Origin of the sequence: Thioalkalivibrio sp. ALMg3 (assembly GCF_000381225.1) — a bacterium.
Classification (GTDB): domain Bacteria; phylum Pseudomonadota; class Gammaproteobacteria; order Ectothiorhodospirales; family Ectothiorhodospiraceae; genus Thioalkalivibrio; species Thioalkalivibrio versutus.
The window spans coordinates 228,531-251,032 of sequence record NZ_KB906221.1 but is presented as its reverse complement, the minus strand read 5'-3'; the positions used below and the strand labels follow the sequence as shown (position 1 = coordinate 251,032).

The 22,502-nt window shown below is 63.2% G+C and carries 21 protein-coding genes; 5 read left to right on the top strand and 16 right to left on the bottom strand.

Annotated features, from left to right (window positions below):
• The first annotated feature begins 164 nt into the window (after positions 1–164).
• Entirely contained in the window at positions 165–1,658 is a 1,494-nt protein-coding gene (locus tag F622_RS0105050) for a plastocyanin/azurin family copper-binding protein (RefSeq protein ID WP_018176438.1), read from the top strand.
• A gap of 53 nt (positions 1,659–1,711) precedes the next feature.
• Here F622_RS0105050 and F622_RS0105045 read toward each other — a convergent pair whose 3' ends face one another.
• Positions 1,712–2,059: an antibiotic biosynthesis monooxygenase gene (locus F622_RS0105045; protein ID WP_018169335.1), complete on the bottom strand. Its 348-nt coding sequence runs from the start codon at positions 2,057–2,059 to the stop codon at positions 1,712–1,714.
• A gap of 198 nt (positions 2,060–2,257) precedes the next feature.
• Positions 2,258–2,560 carry a DUF3817 domain-containing protein gene (locus F622_RS0105040; RefSeq protein WP_018176437.1) on the bottom strand — a complete coding sequence of 101 codons (303 nt, stop codon included), beginning with the start codon at positions 2,558–2,560 and terminating at the stop codon, positions 2,258–2,260.
• 109 nt (positions 2,561–2,669) lie between these two features.
• Here F622_RS0105040 and F622_RS0105035 point away from each other — a divergent pair, with 109 nt between their 5' ends.
• Complete coding sequence (locus F622_RS0105035) at positions 2,670–3,287, top strand: class I SAM-dependent methyltransferase (protein WP_018176436.1); 618 nt, start codon at positions 2,670–2,672, stop codon at positions 3,285–3,287.
• A gap of 38 nt (positions 3,288–3,325) precedes the next feature.
• Here F622_RS0105035 and F622_RS0105030 read toward each other — a convergent pair whose 3' ends face one another.
• From F622_RS0105030 to F622_RS0105010, 5 genes are all read right to left on the bottom strand, one after another.
• Positions 3,326–3,595 (bottom strand): hypothetical protein, encoded by a 270-nt coding sequence (locus F622_RS0105030; RefSeq protein WP_018176435.1) that lies wholly within the window; start codon positions 3,593–3,595, stop codon positions 3,326–3,328.
• 172 nt (positions 3,596–3,767) lie between these two features.
• Complete coding sequence (locus F622_RS0105025) at positions 3,768–4,202, bottom strand: DsrE family protein (RefSeq protein ID WP_018176434.1); 435 nt, start codon at positions 4,200–4,202, stop codon at positions 3,768–3,770.
• Between the two features lie 353 nt (positions 4,203–4,555).
• Positions 4,556–6,190 carry a methyl-accepting chemotaxis protein gene (locus F622_RS0105020; RefSeq protein WP_018169340.1) on the bottom strand — a complete coding sequence of 545 codons (1,635 nt, stop codon included), beginning with the start codon at positions 6,188–6,190 and terminating at the stop codon, positions 4,556–4,558.
• 264 nt (positions 6,191–6,454) lie between these two features.
• Positions 6,455–7,075 (bottom strand): hypothetical protein, encoded by a 621-nt coding sequence (locus F622_RS0105015; protein WP_019571459.1) that lies wholly within the window; start codon positions 7,073–7,075, stop codon positions 6,455–6,457.
• A gap of 81 nt (positions 7,076–7,156) precedes the next feature.
• Positions 7,157–7,786 carry an alternative oxidase gene (locus F622_RS0105010; protein WP_019562705.1) on the bottom strand — a complete coding sequence of 210 codons (630 nt, stop codon included), beginning with the start codon at positions 7,784–7,786 and terminating at the stop codon, positions 7,157–7,159.
• Positions 7,787–8,022: 236 nt separating this feature from the next.
• On the opposite strand from F622_RS0105010, the gene F622_RS0105005 reads away from it, so the two are divergent.
• On the top strand, positions 8,023–8,442 hold the full coding sequence (locus tag F622_RS0105005) for a rhodanese-like domain-containing protein (RefSeq protein ID WP_018146175.1): 420 nt from the start codon (positions 8,023–8,025) through the stop codon (positions 8,440–8,442).
• Positions 8,443–8,607: 165 nt separating this feature from the next.
• Entirely contained in the window at positions 8,608–9,534 is a 927-nt protein-coding gene (locus tag F622_RS0105000) for a hypothetical protein (RefSeq protein ID WP_018169343.1), read from the top strand.
• Between the two features lie 86 nt (positions 9,535–9,620).
• Here the strand turns inward: F622_RS0105000 and pyk are convergent, their stop codons facing one another.
• The gene (gene pyk / locus F622_RS0104995) at positions 9,621–11,084 is read right to left on the bottom strand and encodes a pyruvate kinase (protein WP_019571458.1); all 1,464 of its coding nucleotides are present in this window, start codon (positions 11,082–11,084) and stop codon (positions 9,621–9,623) included.
• A 294-nt stretch (positions 11,085–11,378) separates the two neighbouring features.
• Positions 11,379–11,963, bottom strand: coding sequence for an ion transporter (locus F622_RS0104990; protein ID WP_019567725.1), 585 nt, complete (start codon positions 11,961–11,963; stop codon positions 11,379–11,381).
• A 476-nt stretch (positions 11,964–12,439) separates the two neighbouring features.
• Here F622_RS0104990 and F622_RS0104985 point away from each other — a divergent pair, with 476 nt between their 5' ends.
• Positions 12,440–13,087: an HD domain-containing protein gene (locus F622_RS0104985; RefSeq protein ID WP_019571457.1), complete on the top strand. Its 648-nt coding sequence runs from the start codon at positions 12,440–12,442 to the stop codon at positions 13,085–13,087.
• Between the two features lie 426 nt (positions 13,088–13,513).
• Here the strand turns inward: F622_RS0104985 and F622_RS0104980 are convergent, their stop codons facing one another.
• The 7 genes from F622_RS0104980 to modC form a co-directional block, all read right to left on the bottom strand.
• Positions 13,514–13,951 carry a GreA/GreB family elongation factor gene (locus tag F622_RS0104980; protein WP_019562710.1) on the bottom strand — a complete coding sequence of 146 codons (438 nt, stop codon included), beginning with the start codon at positions 13,949–13,951 and terminating at the stop codon, positions 13,514–13,516.
• Positions 13,952–14,276: 325 nt separating this feature from the next.
• Entirely contained in the window at positions 14,277–15,383 is a 1,107-nt protein-coding gene (locus tag F622_RS0104975) for an SEL1-like repeat protein (protein WP_019571456.1), read from the bottom strand.
• Positions 15,384–15,650: 267 nt separating this feature from the next.
• Positions 15,651–17,447 carry an SLC13 family permease gene (locus F622_RS0104970; RefSeq protein ID WP_038096125.1) on the bottom strand — a complete coding sequence of 599 codons (1,797 nt, stop codon included), beginning with the start codon at positions 17,445–17,447 and terminating at the stop codon, positions 15,651–15,653.
• A gap of 1,216 nt (positions 17,448–18,663) precedes the next feature.
• Positions 18,664–19,167 (bottom strand): GNAT family N-acetyltransferase, encoded by a 504-nt coding sequence (locus F622_RS13735; protein WP_019571454.1) that lies wholly within the window; start codon positions 19,165–19,167, stop codon positions 18,664–18,666.
• A gap of 106 nt (positions 19,168–19,273) precedes the next feature.
• Positions 19,274–19,966: a hypothetical protein gene (locus F622_RS14020; RefSeq protein ID WP_196799422.1), complete on the bottom strand. Its 693-nt coding sequence runs from the start codon at positions 19,964–19,966 to the stop codon at positions 19,274–19,276.
• Between the two features lie 122 nt (positions 19,967–20,088).
• Entirely contained in the window at positions 20,089–21,105 is a 1,017-nt protein-coding gene (locus F622_RS0104960) for a DUF3800 domain-containing protein (protein WP_019571453.1), read from the bottom strand.
• Positions 21,106–21,391: 286 nt separating this feature from the next.
• On the bottom strand, positions 21,392–22,498 hold the full coding sequence (modC, locus tag F622_RS0104955; protein ID WP_019571452.1) for a molybdenum ABC transporter ATP-binding protein: 1,107 nt from the start codon (positions 22,496–22,498) through the stop codon (positions 21,392–21,394).
• Positions 22,499–22,502 lie beyond the last annotated feature (4 nt).

The following is a 22,502-nucleotide window of genomic DNA, read 5'->3' as shown; positions in this document are numbered from 1 at the left end:
GAAGGGTGGAGGGGGAGACCCAAGTTTGCACGGGGGATACGTCAGTGCGAGTGCCGCGGCGTTGCACTCGACGCGCGTGATTTTTCGGCGCGATGCTGTGAATAGATGCATGGTCTATAAAGGTTATAGCGGAGCGTTGTGGATCCGCTCCAGAGGAGGGGGCAATGAAACGACCAGAATCGGCATATCCTTCGGCCATCGGACGTAATCCACTGGGTGCCCATTTCGCGGCCGGGCTCGCGGTGGTCCTGTTGTGGTATTTCGCCTCAGTGGCCCAGGCGTCGATGGGGCCGGATTTCAGCGAGCTGTTTGGTAACAGCGACTTTATCGAGATCATCGAGCGTGACGAGGGGCTCGAGACCCGGCCGACCGGGTACGTCTCCCAGGACGCCGAACCGGATCATGTATTCCGGATCGACCTGGACGAGGGGCAGGTGCCGATCGGGCAGGGCGTGGTCTACGACGGCTTCCTGATCGACGGAAAACTGCCCGGGCCAACCTTGCGGGTGACCGAGGGCAACATCGTGCGTATGGAGATCAGCAACAGCGGGGATGTGATGCACGGCGCCTCGATCCACGCGGCCTACACGCAGACCTCGAAGCATGTCGGGCACATCCTTCCCGGGCAGACCAAGTCGATCACCTTCCGCGCGACCACACCGGGGGTCTTTATGTATCACTGTGCCCCGGGTGGTCATGCGATCCCCATGCACGTGATGTTCGGGCAGTACGGCATGATCGTTGTCGAGCCGCGCGACGAACCCTACAAGCTGGAAGCCGACCTGGGGCAGGAGCCGGACCTGAAGCTCTATATGTTGCAGCACGAGCTGTATGCCAGCGGCAAAGAGGCGGTGGAAGGGGATGCCAGTTACACCGCGTTCAACGGCCAGCTGTTTCGCTACGTGGAGAACCCGATCCCCGTCCGTCCGGGGGACTACGTACGCATGTACTTCCTCAACGTGGGCCCCAATCTGCTGTCGACCTTCCATATCGTCGGCATCGTCTGGGATTACGTGTACTGGCAGGGGCATCCCGAGGCACTGTGGCCCGGTGGGCAGACGGTGACCACGGGGCCGTCGGATTCCTGGGTGATCGAGTTCCGTATACCGCCGGAGGAAGGGGTCTACACCATGCTGGATCATGGCGTCGGGGCCACCAGTCGGGGTGCCATTGGGCTGCTGGATGCCCGAGCGGATGCGGATACACCAGCCGCGATTCTGGCCGAGGGGCCCGTTTACGAGTCGGAGGAACGTGTGGAACGGATCAGCGAAGCCCGCCGCATACTTTCACCGTTCGGGATTCCCGAAGTCGAGGCCAATCCGATTCCCGCGCGGGCCGACCGTCCGGTTCGCTTCGGAGCGGATGTGGACGAGGTCGTGATCGAGATGAAAGGCAATTCCTTCTATCCGAAGAGCGTTGAGGTGGCCCCCGGCACGAAAGTCACCTGGGTCAACGAGGATGTCTTCACCTATGGGCTCGGGGAGACCTCGGGCGCTCACAACGCCGTCGCCATGCGGGGGCCACAGTCGTTTTCAACGGCGATGCTGGAGCATGCCGAAAGCGACAGCGTCACGCTGACGGAGCCGGGTACCTACGACTACATCTGTGCCCCGCATCCCTACATGCAGGGGCGCATCGTCGTACGTGACCCCGACTGAGAGTTGCCTGCCCGACCGCCTGTAGTCGTCCAGGATTGGCGCGCCGGCGGGTTTCAGGATCCGTGGGCGGTGCGCGAGTCTTCAGGCGCCTGGGCGCGCTCGTGCATCCCGTAGTCGCGGACCACCTCGGCCACGCGCAGGCGGTAGTCGGCGAAGATGCCGCCGCGGCCGGCCGCCTGCACCTGGCGGTGTTCCTCGAGGTTGCGCCATTCCCGAACGGCGGCTTCATCCCGCCAGAAAGACAGTGACAGCACCTTGCCCGGCTGGCTCAGGCTCTCGAAACGCTCGATGGAGAGGAATCCGTCGACGTCTTTCAGGTGTTCGCGCAGACTCGCGGCCGCATCCAGGTAGTCCTGTTTGCGTTCGGCGTGTGGTTCCACTTCGAAGATTACGGCGATCATGGTGGGCTTTGGTATGGGGATGAAGGGCCGATTAGACCACGCGAACGTCGGTGTTGGGGAAGGCATTCAAGGGACGAGTGGCCAGTCCGATTCATCGAGGCACACCTGGGGCTGTCATCCCGGCTCTGCGCTTCGCTCCGGCCGGGATGACGAGCGGGGGCAGCAGCCGGTTGGGTGGTGGCCCGTGATGAGTGAGCGTCAGGCCGTCCTGGCCGCGCTTGCGTTGGGGATTTCGCGCCGGATCAGGTGGTCGACGTAGAGAAAGCCGAAGGGCACCACCCCAAGGAACAGGACCAGCAGCCATTTCCAGACTGGCCACCCGCTCAGGTGGCTGGCGATCAACGACGTCGCGCCATAGACGATGAACAGGATGCCGTGCACCCAGCCCACGTAGGTCACCGCCAGTGGCATATCCGCGTAGGTGCGTAGCGGCATGGCGACAAAGAGCAGGGTGACGAGGGAAATGCCCTCGACAATGCTGATCAGGCGGAAGAATTTCATAGGGCTGGCCCGGCGGCATGGGAATCGGCGCGGAGGGTAGCACACGGGGCCCGAACGCCTGATAACCTTCCGGTACGAGAAGCCTTTGCTCCGGTAACCAGGAACCCGCATGAGCACCAAGCCGCACTGGGAAGACGTCTACCAGACCCGCGCCACCGATGCCGTGGGGTGGTATCAGGCGGAGGCGCGGACGTCGCGGGCCCTGATTCGGGCGGTGGCGTCGGCCCCCGATGCCGCGATTGTCGATATCGGTGGCGGTGCCTCGGTCCTGGTGGACGAACTGCTGGCTGAGGGCTATCGCAACCTGACGGTGCTCGATCTGTCCGGGGCGGCGCTCGAGAAGGCGCGCGAGCGGGTCGGGGAGCGCGCCGCAGCGGTCGCATGGCAGGAAGCGGACGTACTGGAACACGCATTCCCGGAGGCAGCGCTTGATGTCTGGCATGACCGCGCGGTGTTTCACTTCCTGATCGCCGCGGATCAACGGGCCCGATACGTGCAGCAGGTGCAGCATGCCCTTCGCCCAGGGGGGGATATCGTAATCGGGACCTTTGCGCTGGATGGCCCGGAAAAATGTTCCGGCCTGCCGGTGCAGCGGCATTCCCCGGAGACCCTGCAGGACGCGTTCGGTCCGGGTTTCGCGCTGGTGAAGTCGCAACGCGAGGTCCACGTGACCCCGGGCGAGACCGAGCAGCCGTTCAACTGGTGCGTGTTCCGCAAGAACGACTGATCCCGACCGCACCACGTTCAGCGGTGCCGCCGCGGCGATCAGCGGCGTTTGACCTCCGCGGCATGGGCCTTGGCCCGGGAGCGGATCTCCTCGAAAAACAGTGCCTCCCAGCGGGTGTTGCGTTCGTCCCTCGACAGGGCGTTGTCCTGCGCCTCGCGCTTGAGGCGCTCATCCGCCCCCGCCTCCGCAGCGTCCAGGATCGTCTTGAAGCTCTCCTGTGCCGCGGCCGCCTTCGGGTCGATCCCTTGGCGTTGCAGGACATCGGCCAGCAGTGCCCCGCCTTTCTTCCACTTCGACCAAAGCCTCATAAGTGGCCCCCTGGGGTTCGTTTGGAACGGCCCGGTCCCATGCGTGACGGGCTCGGAGCCTGGGCTCCGCCAGACAACAAACAGTGTACCCGGGCGCGCCTGCGATGGAATCCGGCCGTCCAAACGGAAAAGGCCCTCCGAAGAGGGCCCCGTCAGCATCGAAAGCGGGCGATCAGTTCGAGAAGAAGCGCACGTTCGGATCGGCCATATAGGCACCGACTTCTTCCGGGTCGGCCGGGGTGATGCCGTCAAGCAGGTCGGCCTCGGTGTAGTCCGTGTTCGGCAGGAAGATGGCGCAGGTCTCAACGGTGGCGCCGTTGTTGAGCAGGTTCATCATCAGCTGCTGCGCGTTCCGGTCGGCCGGCTGCATGGTGGCGCCCTCAAAATCTTCGGTCGCCATCGTAGCGGCGGGGCCGCACAGCAGGACGCGGATCTCCTGACCCTGACGCATGCTCTGGTTGGCCAACACCATGGACATGAACTGGGTGTGGTCGTCGGCCGAGGTGACGCTGACGAACAGCTTGGAGGGCTCATCCGCCTGCGCAACTGTGCCGGCACCGGCGAGGGCGAGAAGGGCGGAAGCCGCTAGAGTCTTGATGGCTCGCATGGAGTCTCCTGATTGGTTCGAAAAATGGAACGTCAGAAGATAAGCGTATGCTGATCATAAATGCAAAAGAATGCGTCTAGATCGTGTTTATCGGGCTCCCCGAAATTCATCCACCTTCGGCAGGTGGAAGCATCGCGAACAACCTGAGGTACTGAGGCTCGGAGTGCGGCCGGGGTCTCGAGTTCCCGGTGGCCCTTGACGAGCCTCCATTTTTTGCATCGCAAGTTCGGAGCGCGTGGCTTCTCCTGACGGATCCGTTTCTTCGGATGCTTTCGTGCAAAGCGGTGGCCGCCCGCCTGGCAAGCCGGAGCCGAAGCCGAAGCCGAGCTCGCGGTGCTCTGTAGGAGTGGGGGTCAGCCAATGCGGTAGGCGGAGGCCAGGTCGCGTACACGCGAGGCGATGTCCGCGACCTCCTGGCTGGCGGTCGCCGTCTGGCGGGCCCCGTTGGCGGTATCGCCGGTGATGTCATTGATGGCGTAGATGTTCCGGTTGATCTCCTCGGCCACCGCGTTCTGTTCTTCGGCCGCGCTGGCGATCTGCGTGGTCATGTCGCTGATCCGACCGACTGCCTGGACGATGGATTCCAGCGCCTGGCCGGCGCGTTCGGCGTCGTTGCTGGTGGCCTCGGCCATTTCGCGGCCGCGGCCCATCGCGGTGACGGCGTTGCGGGTACCCGCCTGGAGCGACTCGATCATCGCCTGGATATCCGCCGTGGAGTCCTGCGTGCGCGAGGCGAGGGTACGCACCTCGTCGGCGACCACGGCGAAGCCGCGTCCCTGTTCGCCGGCGCGGGCGGCCTCGATGGCCGCATTCAGGGCCAGGAGGTTGGTCTGCTCGGCAATGCCGCGAATGACGTCGAGCACCGAGCCAATCTGCTGCCCCTTCTCGTCCAGGTTGCGCACGGATTCCTCGATGGTCGCGACCTCGCCCGACAGGCGTCCGATGTCGCTGACCACCGTGCGCACCACTTCGCCACCCGCGCGGGACTCCTGATCGGCTTCCTGGCTGGAGGACGCGGCATCGGAGGCGTTGCGCGCGACCTCCTGCACCGTCGCGGCCATCTCGTTCATCGCCGTCGAGACCTGTTCGGTCTGCGAGCGCTGCTGGTCGATGTTCCCGTTGGTCTGGGTACTGACGGCGGACAGCTGTTCCGCGGCAGAGGCCATCTGATCCGTCAGGGTGCGCAACTCGCGGATCGAGTCCTGGAATTGGTCGAGCATGCTGTTCAGGGCGCCTGCAGTGGCGCCGATCTCGTCGTCGGAGCGAACGTCGACCCGGCGCGAGAGGTCATGGTGCTCGGCGATCTCCGTGAGTGTCGCGCGCATCCGCGAGATCGGGAGTGCTACCGAGCGATACGTCCACACCCCGGTGACCACGACGATGATCAAGACCACCAGCATCAGCGCGCCGCTGCGCACCAGAACCTGGGTGTAGAACGCCGATACCCGCTCGGCCTCGGTCCCGGCAACATCGATCTGCAGGTCGACCAGCTGGGTGATCTGGTCGCTGATCGGATCGATGGTGTCGTACAGGGGACCGTTGAAGGCGTCGAGCTCGCCCTGGACATCGCCGGACATCCCGCCCAGGGCCCCCTCCAGGCGGTCCAGGTGGGCGTTGGCTGCGCGGAACAACCCGCGGGCACCATCAGCCAGTTCCTGCTCACGGGGCGTCAGGGTCGTGGCCAGGTAGGCGTCCCAGATCTCGGCGATCTCCTCTCGTGCCTCACGGACGTCGGCGAGTGCCTCTTCCGCCGTCATCCGTCCGGCGTCCGCCTTGTTGACCGCGTCGATGACCAGCACCGCATAGTTGTCGGCGATGGTCTTCAGCTGCTGCAGGGGCACGACGCGGTCGTGATAGATGTTCTGCACGCCCTCTTCGATGTTGGCTGTGCCGCGTGCGGCCAGGGCCGCCAACAGCAGGAGCGCGGCCACGGGTACTACGATGGTGATGACCAGCTTGGATCGAACAGAGAGCGAGCGGAAATTCATGGGCGGTCCTTGTGTGGCCAGTATTGGGAGCAGCCCGCAACCTCGGGCCTTGACCACAGTAAACGGCCTGGCCGGCCAAACCTTGAGGTGGGTCACCCGTGGCGACGTCCGCTAGAGTCCGCCGCCAGCCGGTTCGAATGGGTGTCGGGCCTGCACGGTTGGCGGTGTATTTGCTGGGGGTTCCGCGGCGTTTTCTGCGGGGCCGACTGACGAAGCAAAAGGCAAGGTTTGAACCCGAAGGTCGCGAAGGTCTCGCGTTCTACTTCATCTCGCGGACGGTCCGGACGACAGGGTTTCGCGGATGCGCCGCACGTCGCGCACATACTCCAGCATGGCTGTCATGGCATCGGCGAACAGGTAGGCCGCGAACAGGACCATCCCGCCCGCGAACAATCCGGCGAGGGGCCAGAGGATCGCCGTCAGGATGGCCAGTCCCCAGCTCGCCGGTTCCACCAGCTCGGCTTCAAGGCCGAACGCGGCCACCGCGGTGCCCGCAAAGGGCTCCACCGCTGTCAGGGAGATGACCGACAACGCCAGCGCGAGCAGCACGAAGGCAATCGCCAGCAGCTCGCCGACCAGCCGTGTGCAGACGACAACGCAGGTGATGGCGGGATAGTCCCGCGTCTCCAGCGCGCCCAGTGCGCGGGCCCTTCGCCACAGGAGCACGACCCAGGCCAGCACTGCAACGGCAAAGAGGGCCTGCAGCAACACCAGGGATGCGACCGGCCAGGGCACCTGCGGCGTTTCCTGTGCCAGCGCCCAGAGCGTCACCGATGTCAGTAGCCCGCCCAGGCCCGTCAGGACCGCGATACCGCGCAGCCCCCATCCCGCCAGCCGCTGCAGGGGGAGTGCGCCCTCGGTCCCGCCGGTTGTCTCGTCGTTCACGGCCGTCTCCCTGTCGTTCGCATACGGCCACACGATAGTGCCCGAAAACCGGCCCCGTCAGGTCGTGGGAGAGCGCCCGGGTCAGTCTTTCTTGCCGAGCAGGTCGGCGAAGCCGTGGTTAACGTCCCGGTGGCCTGCCTCGTCGGCGCGTACCGCGCGGATGACGTCGGACAGGCGGGCATCTTCCGGAAGGTTCCAGTACTGGATCGCGCGTGCCGGCGCGGCGACGTTATCGAGCCCGCCGGACTCCACTTCCTCCAGGTACTCGGTGTAGCTGACGACCGCTTCCTCTTCGAAGTAGCCTACGATCCGGTGCGCCGTACGCGACGAGAGGATGTAGATCATAAAGAACAACGTGTAGAAGAAGCCCTGCGCCAGGATGATCAGGAAGCGCTCCAGCCAGTTGGGCGAGGTGATCTCGATGAAGGTGAGCAGGTGCATGCGCTCGTTCTCGGCCTCGTCCATCAGCGTGCGGATCCATCCGTGGTCATCCTCCATGCGCCGCAGCGAGCGCAGGTGCTGCAGCGTGGCGCCCACCATGCCGGGGACGCCCGCAACCGTCTCCAGGACCACGGCGCGGTGTCCGTAGCGCCGGGCAAAGAAGGTGTCGGCGAAGAATCGCATCAGCGAGGTAAAGCCCCGTGCGACGCGGTCGGAGAAATCCCGGGGTTCGTGGTGGCGGCTCAGGTCGATATCACGGTCGTTCGGCATGCTGCCCCTAACGCTGATCAGTGCGCCGTTTCAGGCGGCAGGTATCCATGGAGCATAGAACCCGCCGTCTGAAATGTCGTGGGGCCGCTTCACAGAGCGTGAAACCCCATGCATGACAGAAGCCCGGACCGGGTTTCTGATGTCCAATGTCGAGGTTGTGGATCGGGCGGTGCAATCGGGGGAACCGGGAGCCGAGAAGGCGGCCTCAGAGAGAGGCGAACATCAAAGGAGAACGCATGGCGAACGAAACGAGCAAGCCGCAGCTGGAGATCAGCGTGAACGCGGCGCGCGAACTGGTCGATATCGGCCTGGCCGTGTTGCTGGATATCCGTCAGCCCTTCGAACTGGAGCTGGAAGGCGCGGTAGAAGGTGCCGTCCCTGTGCCCCTGTTCCGCCTGAAGCAGTTGCTGGGTCGCGAGCTGTCCGAGGAGGAACAGGAACTGCTGGATGCGGACGAGCCGGACGAGCGGGATTTCCAGCACTTCATCTCCCTGATCAACCGCCACCACGTCACCCAGGACCAGATCCTGCTGTGCCTGTGCAACAGCGGCCGCCGCAGCCTGCGTGCCGCAGAGCTCCTGCGGGACCTCGGGTATGCACGCTGCCTTTCCGTCCGGGAAGGTTTCCGCGGCTGGACCAGCAAGGGAGACACATGATCCATGGGCATGTTCGCCAGTGCTGATCGCGGATATGGGCTATCTAAGGAGGTGAGTGGGGGCGACTTCGCCTCAATGGTCACCGTTTCGGGCCCTGACCCGGGGCCGACCCCGTCATGACCGTCAATGGGCGCCGGCCGGGTGATTCTACGGAGGGGCGCTGCCATGCTTCGACTGCCGGCCGTTCCGTTTGCCCACCAATCCTGGTGCCGACTGCACATCGTCGCGCTTGTCGGGTTGGCTCTGCTTGTCGGAAGCCCTCTACTGGCGCATGCGGATGGCGCCGAAGACTGGCTGGCCGCCATTGCCGAATCACCGCTGGGCGAGCCGATTGCCGTTACCTCCACTGTGCAGGGCGGCGTCGTCGAGGGGGCGGTGCACGCCCGGCTGCCGTATTCGTTTGCGTTGGTGGCCAGTGAGCTGGAAGCGCTTTCGGCGTGGTGCGAAATCACCGTCCTGCACATCAACATCAAGAGCTGCGTCTACCGCGAGGGGGCGGACGCCTTGCTGCACCTGTACGTGGGCCGTGCGCGTTACGAGCAGGCGGAGTATGCAGAGCGTGTGGAGCTCGTCAGGCGGTCGGCCCAGATGGGTGAGGACTGGCTGCTGATCGAGCTGGAGGGCGATCGTGGGCCCTACGGAACCCGGGATTACTCCATCGTCGTCCACGTCGTGCCGCACGACACGGGGACCCTCGTCAACCTCGAGTATTCGTTGCGCTTCGGGGTGATTGCCCGGCTGGCCGCGCTCGTCTACCTCGCCACCGGGGGACGCGAGCGGGTGGGTTTCACCGTGGTCGGTTACGAAAACGGCGAGCCACAATACATCGGCGGCCTGGAAGGCATGATCGAGCGCACCGTCATGCGCTTCTATCTTGCACTGCAGGCCTGGCTCGACGTCCGCGACCGGCCGGCTCAGGAGCTCCTTTTGGCCCGCCTGGAACGCTGGTTCGACCTGACCGACGAATACCCGCGCCAGCTACGCGAGCTGGACCGCGAGACCTACCTCGAGCAGAAGCAACGCGAGTACGCGAACCAGCAGAGGCTGCAGGATGCCCCACCGCCCCGCCGGCGCATCCTGCCCCTGGACTGACGGGCTATCCGAATCCCCCTGTCCTTGCAGCTCGGACAGGAGGCGGGTGTCGTGTTCTTCCGTCTTCGGCCGCACGGGGGTGTGGGTCAGGGGTGCTCCGGTGCGTTGGTGTATTCCTGGCGGGGACGGTCGAGTTCGAGCAGTTCCAGGCGGTGGTTGCCGGTCGGATGGGGCCCCGAGGGGCCCTGGACGAGGAGGGCGAGGCCGTCGTCGATGCCGTGCTCGGTGAGCCACTGGCGCGCGAAGTCGTTCCAGTCGGCGCGGTCCTCGGCGACATCCACGGGGTGGACACCGTAGGAAAACTGCAGGCCCTGGGCGGTGGCCGGGTTCGGGGTGAAGGCGGCGATCCAGCAGGGCAGGCGCAGTCGCGCGATGCGCCGGGCGGTGGCGCCACTGGCCGTAGGCGCCAGGGTGACCCGTGGCAGGCGCCGCTGCGCGGTGTGCAGTACGCTGCGCGCGATGAGGTCGACGGCTCGGTCAAGACCTGCCTCGTCAGGGTCGTCCGGGCCGTCGGCGCCGATGCCGCCGTCGCGTTCCGGTTCGATGGAGCGGGCAATGGCCGCCAGCATCGCCACGGCCTCCACCGGGTACAGCCCCATCGCCGACTCGGCGGAAAGCATCACGCAGTCGGTGCCGCCGAGGATGGCGTTGGCGACGTCGGTGGCCTCGGCGCGGGTAGGGCGGCGCGAGGCGACCATGGACTCCAGCATCTGGGTGGCGGTGATCACCGGGCGGTTGTGCCGGTTGGCGCGTCGGGTGATGCGCCGCTGGGCGAGGGCAATGCGCGCGATCGGGATCTCCACTCCGAGATCCCCGCGTGCCACCATGATGCCGTCGGCGGCTTCGAGGATGCTGTCGAGCTGCTCCAGCGCGGCGGCGCGCTCGATCTTGGCGATGATGAAGGGGGCGTAGTCCAGTGCTTCTGCCGCCTTGCGCACCGCAAGGATGTCGTCGCCGTCGACTACGAAGCTCTGGCTGACCGCATCCACGCCGTGTTCCGCTGCAAACCGCAGCCATTGGTGGTCTTCCGTGGTGAAGGCGCGGATGCCGAGATCGATGCCCGGCAGATTCAGGCCCTTGCGCGAGCGCAGTTCTCCGCCGGTATGTACGCGGCAGATCACTTCGCTGCGCTCGACCGTCACCACCTCCAGCTCGATGAAGCCATCGTTCAGGAACAGGGCATCGCCCGGCTGCACCGCCTCCGGCAGGCTCGCGAACGACACGCTGACCCGCGAGGCATCGCCAATGCAGTCCTCGGTAGTCAGGGTGATGGTCTGGTCGGGGTGCAGTTCGATCGGCTCTTCCGCCAGTTCGCCGATACGCATCTTCGGACCGGGAAGGTCACCGAGGATCGCGACGCGGGTGCTGTTCGCCTGCGCGGCGTCGCGGATGCGACCGATCAACTCGGCATGGTAGGCGGCATCGCCGTGCGAGAAATTCAGCCGAGCTACATCGAGCCCGGCCAGCATCATGCGCCGCAGCGTCTCTGGTGAATCGGACGCGGGCCCAATGGTGGCAACGATCTTGGTCTTCTGCGTGGGAAACGGCATGGGCGGGTTATTCATCCGGGCGGTGTCTTAGGAGGGTAGACCGTACCGCGGATACCTGTCGCCGTGCCCGTGGCATGTCCATGTGCGGCCGCTGGGATCGGTAGACGGCCTTCGTAGACGACCCTCAGTGCGATGCGTCCGCTTTAATCGTGGCGTAACCCTGTCGGAGCAGTGATAGCGGCCCGTTGAGTCGAACGTTCGGACCATCGGAACAACATGGGTGTCCTCTTATTCCTGGTCCTGGAGCAAGAAGGATGAGGGAGATAACAGCACAACCCATCGAGCGGTTTCCGTTTATTCGTTCATGTCTTCGCGCTTTGAGCGCTCCTCCTGACGTCGCTTGCGAATGGTGCTGGACTTTATGAATGGCAGGAGTTTCAGCAGCCCCGTAACAAGGCGTGAACGATAGTACTCGACGCGTACGATGAAGCGGACAGCCCAGTGTTCCTTACCCAACTTTTCCTTGGCCTCTGTTATCGCGGCACTGCTGCCGGCATTGCGGACGCTGGCCAGACGGAACAGTTCAATCTGTCGGAGCAGGGCCGTGTGTCGCAGCAGCGGCAGGGGGCGGAGAAGTCGGATCAGGCGAGTGGATTTGAGTATCTCGTGAAGCAGTGGAAAGGAGAAGATGATAATCAACACCGACAGCCAGTTTTCTTTGGTCGTCTTCCAGCGGTCATGCGAGATGGCCATGTAAAAAGCATACTCGACCACGAACACTGCCCAGATCAGCCAATCGGCGACCGTGATCAGGGGGTGTTCCACGTCTAACCAGTAAGTGATCGTCAGCGGCGCGGTCAGTATGGCGGCAATGATGACGGCAGCGGTCAGGTAATTGCTGAGCGATTCTTCAAGCGCCGATTCAAGCTTCAGTCGCACCGGCTCCCTCCCGCTACCCTGAGTGGCCGCCTTCCAGCGCACGAATGGCAATGGATAACGTCACGCCAGGGATTCGTGCCTTTGCATGGCGCGTTCGTCATCAACACAGACTGTTCGCCACCATAGGCCGAGGTCAGGCTGGCGTCGGTACGGTGCCAAACAGAACGGTTCTGAGGCTCTTTGCGGCGGAAAATCCGGCCTTTCCCAGCAGGGCGAGCGCCGCGGCTGATGCCAGGAGCCCGTATTGCTGGGGCCGGTGAAGGCCGGCTGCAAGAAGATGGGGATCTCTTCTTCCGGCTGAGGGGGTACCACTAGCTCCGCCATGATCGGAAGGAGAGGCAACAGGCAAGGTCGACCCCATGCCATGCGCGCACCCAATAGCGTGACGCACTTGACTGAGACCGGCGCCGTAACGTGGAGCCCTTCTGATTCGGTTTCTCTACAATACCCGGCATCACACCCTTCCGGATCAACCCATGCAGCTGGAACAACGCGCCCGTTCCTTCGCCATTGCCGCGCATGCGCGCGTCGAGCACGTCTGCCGGTATACCGGCGAGCCCTATATCGTGCATCCGGCGCGGGTTGTGGAACTGCTGCGTTCGGTGCAGCACACCGAGTGCATGCGGGCGGCCGTCTGGCTGCAGGACACCATTCGGGATACCGGGGTCAAACCCGAGACCCTGGAGCGGCTGTTTGGTGCGGAGGTCGCAGAAATGGTGGTGATGATCAGCGACGTGAGTCATCCGGAGGACGGCAACCGGGCCCAGCGCAAGGCGATCGACCGGGCGCATCTGGCGCGGGCGACGGCCCCGGCCAAGACCGTGAAACTGGCCCAGCTGATCGATCTGGCCTGTACCGTATTCATGCATGATCGTGCCTTCACCCCGGTGTTTGTTCGCGAGAAGGCGGCCTGGCTGGAGGTGCTGGAGGGCGGCGACCCGTTGCTCTGGCGCCAGTTGCGGGATCTGACACCGGCCATGCACCCGGAAATGGCGGACAAGGACGCCGACTGGCGTCGAAACTGCCCCTTCGCACGGCGCTCTCCCCTGCGCCGGTACGATGTCGCAGTGGGGCGTGGTAATCGGGAAGGATCCAGCAACCAGGACACGGCTTCGGCCGGGTGAAGCGACAGTCCGAGCCGCGCAGGAACAGGAACCGGTCCCCTTTATCGCGGTCGGCGGCGGATTGGTTCTAGCGCGAGTCTTACACCGTCCCCAGCAGCGTTGGCCTCACTCGCCGGGGACACTCGTGGTCCTCGTGCCGAACGGGTGATCGACTAACTAACTGGAGGCTCGGCCTTGCGCGCCTCGGGAAGTAAGGGGTCAGACCTGGTCTTTTTCTCTGCCTTCATCACAGGGGCAAAAGGCAAGGTGTGACCCCATGCCATAGCGGGAGATGCCGCATTGCCGTCTGTCTGCGAGCAAGTTGGCCATTTTCGTCCCTGAAATTGTCCGTTCAAGGCCATCTGTGGGCCTGGAAACCGCTATAACCGAAAGTATTTCAGGCTCTTGTCGTGGTCCGACCCCGTCGCGCTTGCCCCGTCGCGCTTGTCAGCCCTTTTCCGGATCGGCTTCATCCGGGTGTTGCGGTGTCCGCTCGTCGGCGCGAAGTATGTTGACCACCATGAACCGCAGCCGGCTCCGCAGGAGGGAGACCTCGGCGGTCCCGTTCCGTTGGAGCCCCAGCAAACGTGCGCCAAGCGGCGACAGGATGGATATCTTCGCCTGTTCGGGTCTCGCGTCTTCCGGCTCGCAGAGTTCGACGACAAACGTCTCCTCGGTTTGCAGATCCAGTAGTTGTACCCGGGAGCCTACTCTGGCGATGGGCTCCCCGCGGGTTGCTGCCGCTTGGCTTCCATCGTCGAGCTTCTCGAGAAGGCAGGCGAGTTCCATCGGGGTGCCGATAGCTCCGCAGTAGTCCTTCCGGATCCATTGATGGGTTCGGGTATCGGCGGCTGGCCGAAGGTAATACGGGTTGTTGCGCGCCACGGTCGCATCTCCTGATCATAAACAAGAAGAAGGGGGTTGGCCGGGCGCACGAACGAGGAAACGGCGCCCGGCCTAAGCGAGAGTTCTCATGGCGTTTGGGACTCCAGACCGAGTATTGCGGGGGTTGTCGTTACGAAAGCCGGATGCTAGACAGCTCCCTCGACAAAGGCAAATCCGCACGAATAGTGGCAGTTATCGTGTGCGTATAAGAGTCCGGCGTTCCCGGCTCAACAGGATGGTGCCTGTCTCTTTCATTCTCGTTACAACCGTGCCGTGGCCTCGCATCGCCAGGCGCAAGATGCGGGGTCGGCGCGTGCGCGCTCGCCTATCGAGTGATGGGCGGACCGAAGGGTTCGGTCTTGCGCGTCTCGGCCTCCGCGCGTTGCTCCGGGGTGAGTTGCTGGTGGATGTAGTCGCGCGCCTCGGCCGCCGGCTTGTGGCCCTGATCGGCGGCGCGCGCGAACCAGACCCAGGCGGCGACATAGTCGACCTCCACACCATGGCCGTCGGCCAGCACGATGCCCAGGTTGTACTGCGCCGGGGCCAGGCCCTGCCGGGCAGAGGCTTCATACCAGCGCGCCGCCGCCGACTGGTCCCGGGGTACCCCCAGGCCTCGATCCAGCAGGACCCCAAGATTGGCCTGGGCCTGGGGGTGGCCCGCTTCGGCCGCCGCCCGATACCAGTGAGCGGCAGCTTCCATGTCTTCCTTTGTGCCCTTGCCATCGCGGCAGAGATTCCCCAGTTTCGCCGCGGCGTCGGGGTCCCCGGCCTCGGCCGCCTGCTGATACCAGCGGACAGCGGCGGTCAGGTCCGCGTCCACTCCATCGCCCTGTTCCAGGGCGAGGGCGAGATTGAAGGCCGCGTCCCGGTGGCCCGCGCTGGCGGCCTGGGCGTAGTACTCCACTGCGGCGGTTCGATCCCGCTCGCAGCCACTGCCTTGTTGGTGGGCGACCCCAAGGCTGTTCAGGGCATCGGGATCGCCGCGTTCCGCGGAGCGTTTCCACCACTGGACGGCCTCGGTGGCGGCGGCGTCGCCGCCCTGGTTGAGCAGCAGAACCGCCAGATTGTTCTGTGCCGCGACGTGTCCTGACTCGGCCGCGCGGCGATACCAATGCCGGGCCATCTCGGTATCCGCCGGATCTGCCTTTTCGGCCATCACGCCCAAGTTGAAGCTGGCATCGCTCAGCCCCTGTTCCGCGGCCTTTGTCCAATACTCGCGTGCACGCGCCGGGTCCGCCTCCAGCCCCAGCCCCTCCGCGTAGAGGATTCCCATGCCGAGCTGCGCCCAGGCCGAGCCACCATCGGCGCGGGCCTCCCAGATATTCCGGGCGGCCCGGTAGTCGCCCCGTTCGAAGGCGAAAAAACCGTCGCGGTCGGCGCCGCCCGGACTGTCGGGGGGCAAGGGGTTGGCAGATGAGGTGGGCGTGTCCATGGCTGATGCGCTCGGTGGCAGGTGACAGCCCGAGGATACAGCCCCCGATGCCTACCGCAAGGCACAGCACGGAACATCGTCGGGGTTGCACGGCTCGCCACCCATTCGCCCGGCCGAGCCGTTCGGTCATGGCCCGTCTCCAGCCCGGACCTTGGCTCTTGAGGAAGCTTTACAGGCCACGATCCGGCAGCGACCGCTCGATGCTCAGTACCTTGTCGAGGTCCGCACGGGCAATGCGTGGCTGGCCCCGCTAGCCTCTACAACCTTTTAGGGCGGCCAAATCCACAGGATCAGCGGCACGGCAGTCACGATGACGATCAGCGACAGTGGCAGGCCCATGCGCCAGTAGTCGCGGAATTCGTAGCCACCGGGGGCCATGACCAGGGTGTTCGACTGGTGCCCGATCGGCGTCAGGAAGGCGCAGGACGCACCCACGGCGACCGCCATCAGAAACGGATCCGGGGCCGCCTCCATCGACCGGGCCAGCGCGATTCCTACCGGCGCCGCCAGCACTGCCGCGGCGGCGTTGTTGACCACGTTCGACAGCAGCATGACCACGGCCATCAGCAGCGCGAGCATCCATGCGGGCGAGGCGGCCGCGCCCAGTGCGAACAGCCCATCCGCGATCAACTGCGATCCGCCGGTTGTTTCCAGTGCCTGTCCCACCGGCAACAAGGCCGCCAGCAGCACAATCACCGGCCATTCGATCCCGCGGTACACCTCGCTCGGACCGATCAGTCCCACCAGCACCATGGCTACAGCTGCCCCGACCAGCGCCGGCGCTGCCGGGACCCAGCCCAGGGCCACCAGTCCCAGGGCCAGGGCAAACAGGCTGGTGGCCAGGATGACCTTGCGCGGCCGGGTAATGCGCAGCCCGCGAGAGGCCAACGGCAGACAGCCGAGCTCGCCCAGCGCATCGGGTAACTCCTCTTCGCTCCCCTGTACCAGCAGGATGTCACCGGCCCGGAAGCGCACCTGATCCAGCCGCTCGCGCAGCCGGACCCCCTGACGTGCAACCGCGAGTACGTTCAGTGCGTAGCGCTGGCGCAGTTCCAGGGCGCTGGCAGTGGCACCGACCAGGCGCGAAGTGGGTGTGACGATGGCCTCCTCCAGTGCCAGTTCGCCCATGGGGCTATCGCGGCCCTCTCCGCGGCCCTTTTGCGCGTCTTGTTCCTGTGCCTCTTCGAGCCTTGCCTCCAGCTCCATTCCCGTCACGTCCAGTAACGTCTTCAGGCTGTCGGGGTCCGCCTCGACCAGCAGGATGTCGCCCGCGCGCAGTACTTCATAGATGGCCGGCATCGGCTCGCGGCGTTCTCCGCGCACCAGACCGACCACCACCACCTCGGCCTCACCCTGCAGTTCGCGCATCAGCTCGAAGACGGTGTGCCCGACATAGCGATTCTCCTCGGTGACCCGCACCTCGGTCAGATAGGCGCTGATCTCGAACAGCTCGCCGGTCGCGGCCGGGCGTTCCCGCTGGGGTGTAAGGCGCCAGCCGATCAAGGCGATGAAGATCACGCCGACCGCGGTGACGCCCAATCCCACCGGTATGAAGTCGAACATCGCGAACGGTGCGCCCGTGATCTCCGCGCGGTACCCTGCGATGATGATGTTCGGTGGCGTGCCGATCATCGTCAGCATCCCGCCAAGCAATGACCCGAATGCCAGTGGCATCAGCAGGAAAGAGGGTGACCGGCCGCTCTGGCGCGCCATCCACACGGCCACCGGCATCAACAGGGCCAAAGCGCCCACGTTGTTCATGAACCCCGAGGCCAGGGCGACAATCACGGTCAGCGCGGTGACCTGCACCCAGGGGCGTTCCCCCACCCGGGTGAGTTGCCGCGCCACTGCGTCCACCACGCCCGCATTCAGCAGCCCTCGGCTCAGTACCAGGACCGCCGCGACCGTAATCACCGCCGGATGACCGAATCCGGAGAACATCTCGCCGAACGGGACCAGCCCCAGGAACGCCGCAGTCAGTAGCGCTGCAATGGCGACGATGTCGTAACGCCAGCGGTTCCACACGAACAACGCGAGGGTTGCCGTCAACACCCCAAAGATCATCCACTGCTCGGTCGTCACACCCGGATCCCTGGCTACTGTCTGCAATCAATGTAAGGCCTTCATACCCCGATTGCATCGTTCATGGCGTAGGCAAGCACTTGTTTTTCTAGCCCGGCAATTGGCTCTTTAAGGCGTCCTGGAGGCTTCGGCCTAGCTGCTAGGCTTCAATGTTCAGTGCCTTACCGAGGTCCGACCCCGTAACGTGACGCTCTTCTAGTTTGGACTTTATCGGCCCGAAAATTGGCCGTTCAAGCGCCTGTGGAGCCCCAAACGAGGAAACTCGCCCTTTATATTCAGCGGCGTATCGAGGTCCGACCCCGTTCTGCAGTGAATCCCAAAGCTAGCGACTTTGCGCTGCCGGGACCGCGACACGAGGGGGGGGGGGCACCTTATTGCCATCTGTCTGCGCGCTCGTCGGCCATTTTCGCCCCCGAAATTGGCCGTTTACGCGCTTTTTTGGGCGTTAAGATCGCAATAACCGCTGCTATTTCCAGCTCTTATCGTGGTCCGACCCCGTAGTGACCCCTGCCGAGAAAGGTGGGTGTCCTGTCCTCAGGCCGCGTCAATAACGCTTGCAACTCCCGATAAGGAGATACCAACCAAAAGAAGGGTTAGCCCAATCTGTGCAGCCCGTAGCCAGCCGTCAACGATCGTTACGTGTGTAACTGCCTTCCCGTTCACATACGTAGTTAGGCTTGGAGAAACCTTTATTCCTCGGAATGAGAAGAGAGCCAAAACCAATGTCCCTATGATTTGCAGAATGGCGGAAAGGCCGACGAGGTAGACCATATGGTCTTTCACGAAGATAGATAGATCGAACATTTTAAAAGGCCTTTCAAATCGTTGTCCTATCGAGGTGTGAACCGGTGATGCCCACCGACTGCGAAGGAAGATGGGTGTCCTCTTAGCTTGGACTTTCCGGCCCGAAAATTGCCCGTTTAAGCGCTTATGGAGCCCCTAGAGAGGAAACTCGCCCTTTATATTCAGCGGCGCAATGAGGTCCGACCCTGTTCTGGCGGCTCAATGGAATATGCTCAAAATAGCCTGCTTGTACCGGTTCGACGGTGTGGCATCCTCCCAAGCGACCAAATGCACTGCATGGCGCAAGGAGTCACTCGCGTTATTAAGGATGTCGAAGTGAAGTTCCTTCATTTCACAAGCCTAACGCTTGGGCTGAGGCGCCGAGAAGAGCGCGGAGCGCTTTCCGAGGTCGCTTTCAAGCCCCTTGTTGGGCGGGAAACTCGAGGTGCCTCCCGCCATAATAAATGGAAAACCGTTTCGACGATGACGCTTGCTCGCGGACGTATCGCTGGTAATATTCCACAAGTCCAGCGCGTTCTTCGTTTGGGCTGCCGAACCGAATGGTGAAATGAGTGCAGCCTTCTTTTTCTCCCCTTTCAACCGCTGAATGGAACAACTCTTTTGCTACCCCTCGCCTGCGATAGGCCGCCGATACGTAGGTCGCAAACAGCTCGCAGTGCTTGGTTCCTTGTTCTATGTAGAAATACCTGTACGCGATCGCTCTATTAGTCGCCTCATCGACAGCGAGCATGCATAGGTGGCGATTAGGATCTGGCGTATTACGCAATGCCCAGTAATCGCCGAGGAACTTCAAGTGAGATCCAATCATCGACTCTGCATTTTCCTTTATCTCTTCATCGACGAGAACTTCGAGTTCATCGCCCAACAAAGAATTCGCTTCGATTTCTACTAGCTTCATGCCTCTGCTTCTCTTTACGCCTAACGCCTGAGTTCCGTGACTTTTTCGTCAGCAAAAAGTGGCGACGGGTCAAACGTCCGATGCAACGAAATGTTAGATCGCGCCTTCACGAATCTCTCGTATCCAATTCTGCTGAACCAAACATGTCTGTCGGGAGTTTATCCGTGTTCTCATTCGCCCCGGGAAATTCTAGGTTGCCCTCAATGAATTTCACAACAGAACTCAGGAATTCATGAGCTTTCGATAAATTGGCGTCGTGTTTCCCGGCGGCTAGAGCGACGCCACCAGTCCCATTGAGAAATCTCACTTTGCTATCCGGCATGGCAAATTGCCCATTTACGTTGCCTCTCATGATCCCTGGCCTTACGAAGTGAGTTTTTATCTTTAGCGGAGATTGGCTAGAAACTGTAACCCATCGCAGCGAGCCAAGCACGGAAGAATTGAGAGATACAATCTGGTCAATCTTTTGCGCAATGTGGGCGGAGACGTTACGCACATCGCGAACATCTTGAAGTTGCTTGCGGACCACGTTGGGACTATACGGCGCAGGAATACTTCCTGAGGTCGGCTGCATTTCCCACAAGCACCGGAAACGATCAACGGCATCAACGAACCCCCAAGCATCAAGGAATACGTGTGTGTACGAAGATCCTGCGGCACCGGGAGCGTTAGCAGCCGATAATCGCGTCAATTCATGGCAAAGCCTCTGGTAAGAAAAGTCCGCAATTTGTACGGCATGTCGAATTCCGTCTAAGAAGACGGCTTGTTTCTTATCCAGGCTAGCGGGAAGGTTCAACAATGGCGAATCTTGGGAAAGCATTTTGCGCGATCTAACGCCTGAGCTCAGGTGCGTTTGAGGCGACGGCCGTTTTTGCGGCAGCAAAACTGGGCGGCGGGTCAAACGTCACCTGCAGCGATTTGTTAGCGGGCAAGCATGCCACGGCAACTTCCATTCATTATCCTGACCAGTTCGGCTGCGTCCGCAGCAACGACGGGATTGTCCCGCGAGAAGCCAAGTAGCTGAATCGGCAGTTTACCTTTGTGGCTTTGAACCATAAGCTGTCCCAGCAAGTGCGCCGCCGTCCTGTTGTCGGAAAATTGCTGCCTCAAGCAGCGACGTAATCCAGAAGCAAGCAGATCTGCGACCTGCACCCCCCAATTGTACTTTGAATCTACGAACTGCATGTTCTCTCTGACGAGCATCCCGATGTTTGTTGCCGCATCATCGCTTATTTCGATGCCGTAATGGTCTCGCAGGTACGTTGGCTTCTCCTCGGCCGAAAAGTCGAATCTACTGAATGCCGAGTAGTCGGCGCCCTCAAGCATCGTCATAGGAGCTCTCAGGGAAATTGCCTGAAGAAACGGAGGTGTCACATCAAAGAACGCCGCTTCATACTCGGTCTTCGTCGAATGTTTCTGGTCGATGCGCCAGCGGAAGTTGCCGAGATTCCGAGGGTATCGTTGGACAAAGTAGAGTACTCCGTTCCGTACAACTGCCTCGATCAAATTGATCTGGCAATGAAGTTGAACATAGAGCTGAGGCGAAAGTCCCGCAATGCGATCAGCGAGGGCTTGTAGGCCATCACGAGCAGACTGGTAGTGCAGTGCGTCCTTGTGAGCAATAACCTTGGCAGCTTGTTCACGCTGATGTTCATCCACGTCTTCGGGTTGATTCAGTCCGGCATCGGTTGCGACGGCGTAGAGCACCCCCGCGAACCTGGATAATCCAGCGAGAAAGCTGAAGTACTTGGACTCATCGATATCCCTTAGCTTCACCTCCGCACCGTCACGCGATCCAACCGAGCGCTTCAGAAGACCGAGCAGCCTCTGGACTCGCCTCCGGTCACTTTCAGGGCTCATGTAGGCTGCAATGCAGTTGAAGGAGCCCACCGCCGGTGCGTTAACGAATGAGCCAGATTCGTCGATGAAGATGTGCAATCGTTCTGCCCGCTAACAGTGATTAGATAGCGCGCACAGATATTGGTTGAACGTGCGCGCTATAAGTCCCGGATGCGGCGGTGTCACAGATGGGCATGTGTTCAGCGGGTTAGGGTGCATGGGTCGCGATGGATCCTGGATATGTCGCGCCGGAGACCGGGGGCGGTAAAAGGCTCGTTGGGCAGTGCCCATGCTGCATGGTTGTCATGCGGATTCTGGCACGGGTGGTATGGTTTTGCGAACGCTTCGATGGGGTAGTGCCGGTTGGCGCCCGTGTGGGGGCCGCTCAGTTGAGCAAGGCGACGGATTTGACGAGGGCGTGGGCGCGGGTGCCGGGCTGGAGCGCGAGGCGTTCGGTGGAGAGGCGCGTGAGTTCGGCCATCAGGGTCTGGCGGTCGTCCTGGCGGCAGGTGGCGAGGATACGGACGGGGCCGTGGTGGCCGGGCGCCTCGTCCAGCGACTCGATGGTGACGGGGATGATGTTGAGGATGGAGACGTCCTGGGGCGGGGACAGGGCGATGGAGACGTCTCGGGCGTCGATGCGCAGGCGGGCCTGGCTTCCGGCGCCGTTGGTGGAGCCGGGGGTAGCGGGGACGCGATAGCGTGCGTCCGGGGGGCCGAAGGTGTGCAGGCCGTGTTGGTCGGGCGGGCCGAGTTCGCCCTGGAGGACGGAGACGGCGCCTTCGTCGCGGAACAGGGGGGAGTCGGCGCGGGCGAGGGCGTCGCGTAGGGGTTCCAGGCGTTCGAGCTGGCCGTCGTGCATGAAGGCGACGCGGTGGGCGAGGCGTTCCACCTCGTCCGGGGCGTGGGTGACCAGGAGGGTGGGGATGCCGGTCTTGTCCGACAGGCGCGCGAGGAAGGGCATGATCTCGCGCTTGGTCTGGGTGTCCAGGGCGTTCAGGGGTTCGTCGAGCAGCAACAGGTCCGGGCTGATCAACAGGGCGCGGCCTAGGGCGACGCGCTGGCGCTGGCCGCCGGAGAGGTGGTCGGCGCGGCGCTCCAGCAGGTCCGCGATGCCGAGTAGGTCCGCTACTTCTTCCAGGTGCAGGCGGCGCAGCAGCTCCGGGGTGCGCTTGTAGCCGTAGAGCAGGTTGCCGCGCACGGAGAGGTGCGGGAGCAGGGTGGACTCCTGGAACACCAGTCCGACGCGGCGGCGGTGCAGCGGGACGAAGGTCTTGCCGGACTGCCAGGCGGTGTCGCCGAAGTGCACCTCGGCGCCGGGGGGGTGTTCCAGCCCAGCGATGATGCGCAGCAGCGTGGTCTTGCCGCAGCCGGAGCGTCCAAACAGGGCGGTGACGCCCTCCAGAGGGATGGTGGTGTCCACGTCCAGCGCGAAGGCGGAGCGCTCCAGGCGCGCCTGGATGCGGAGCCCATTGCTGACGGGCTGGCTCACGGGC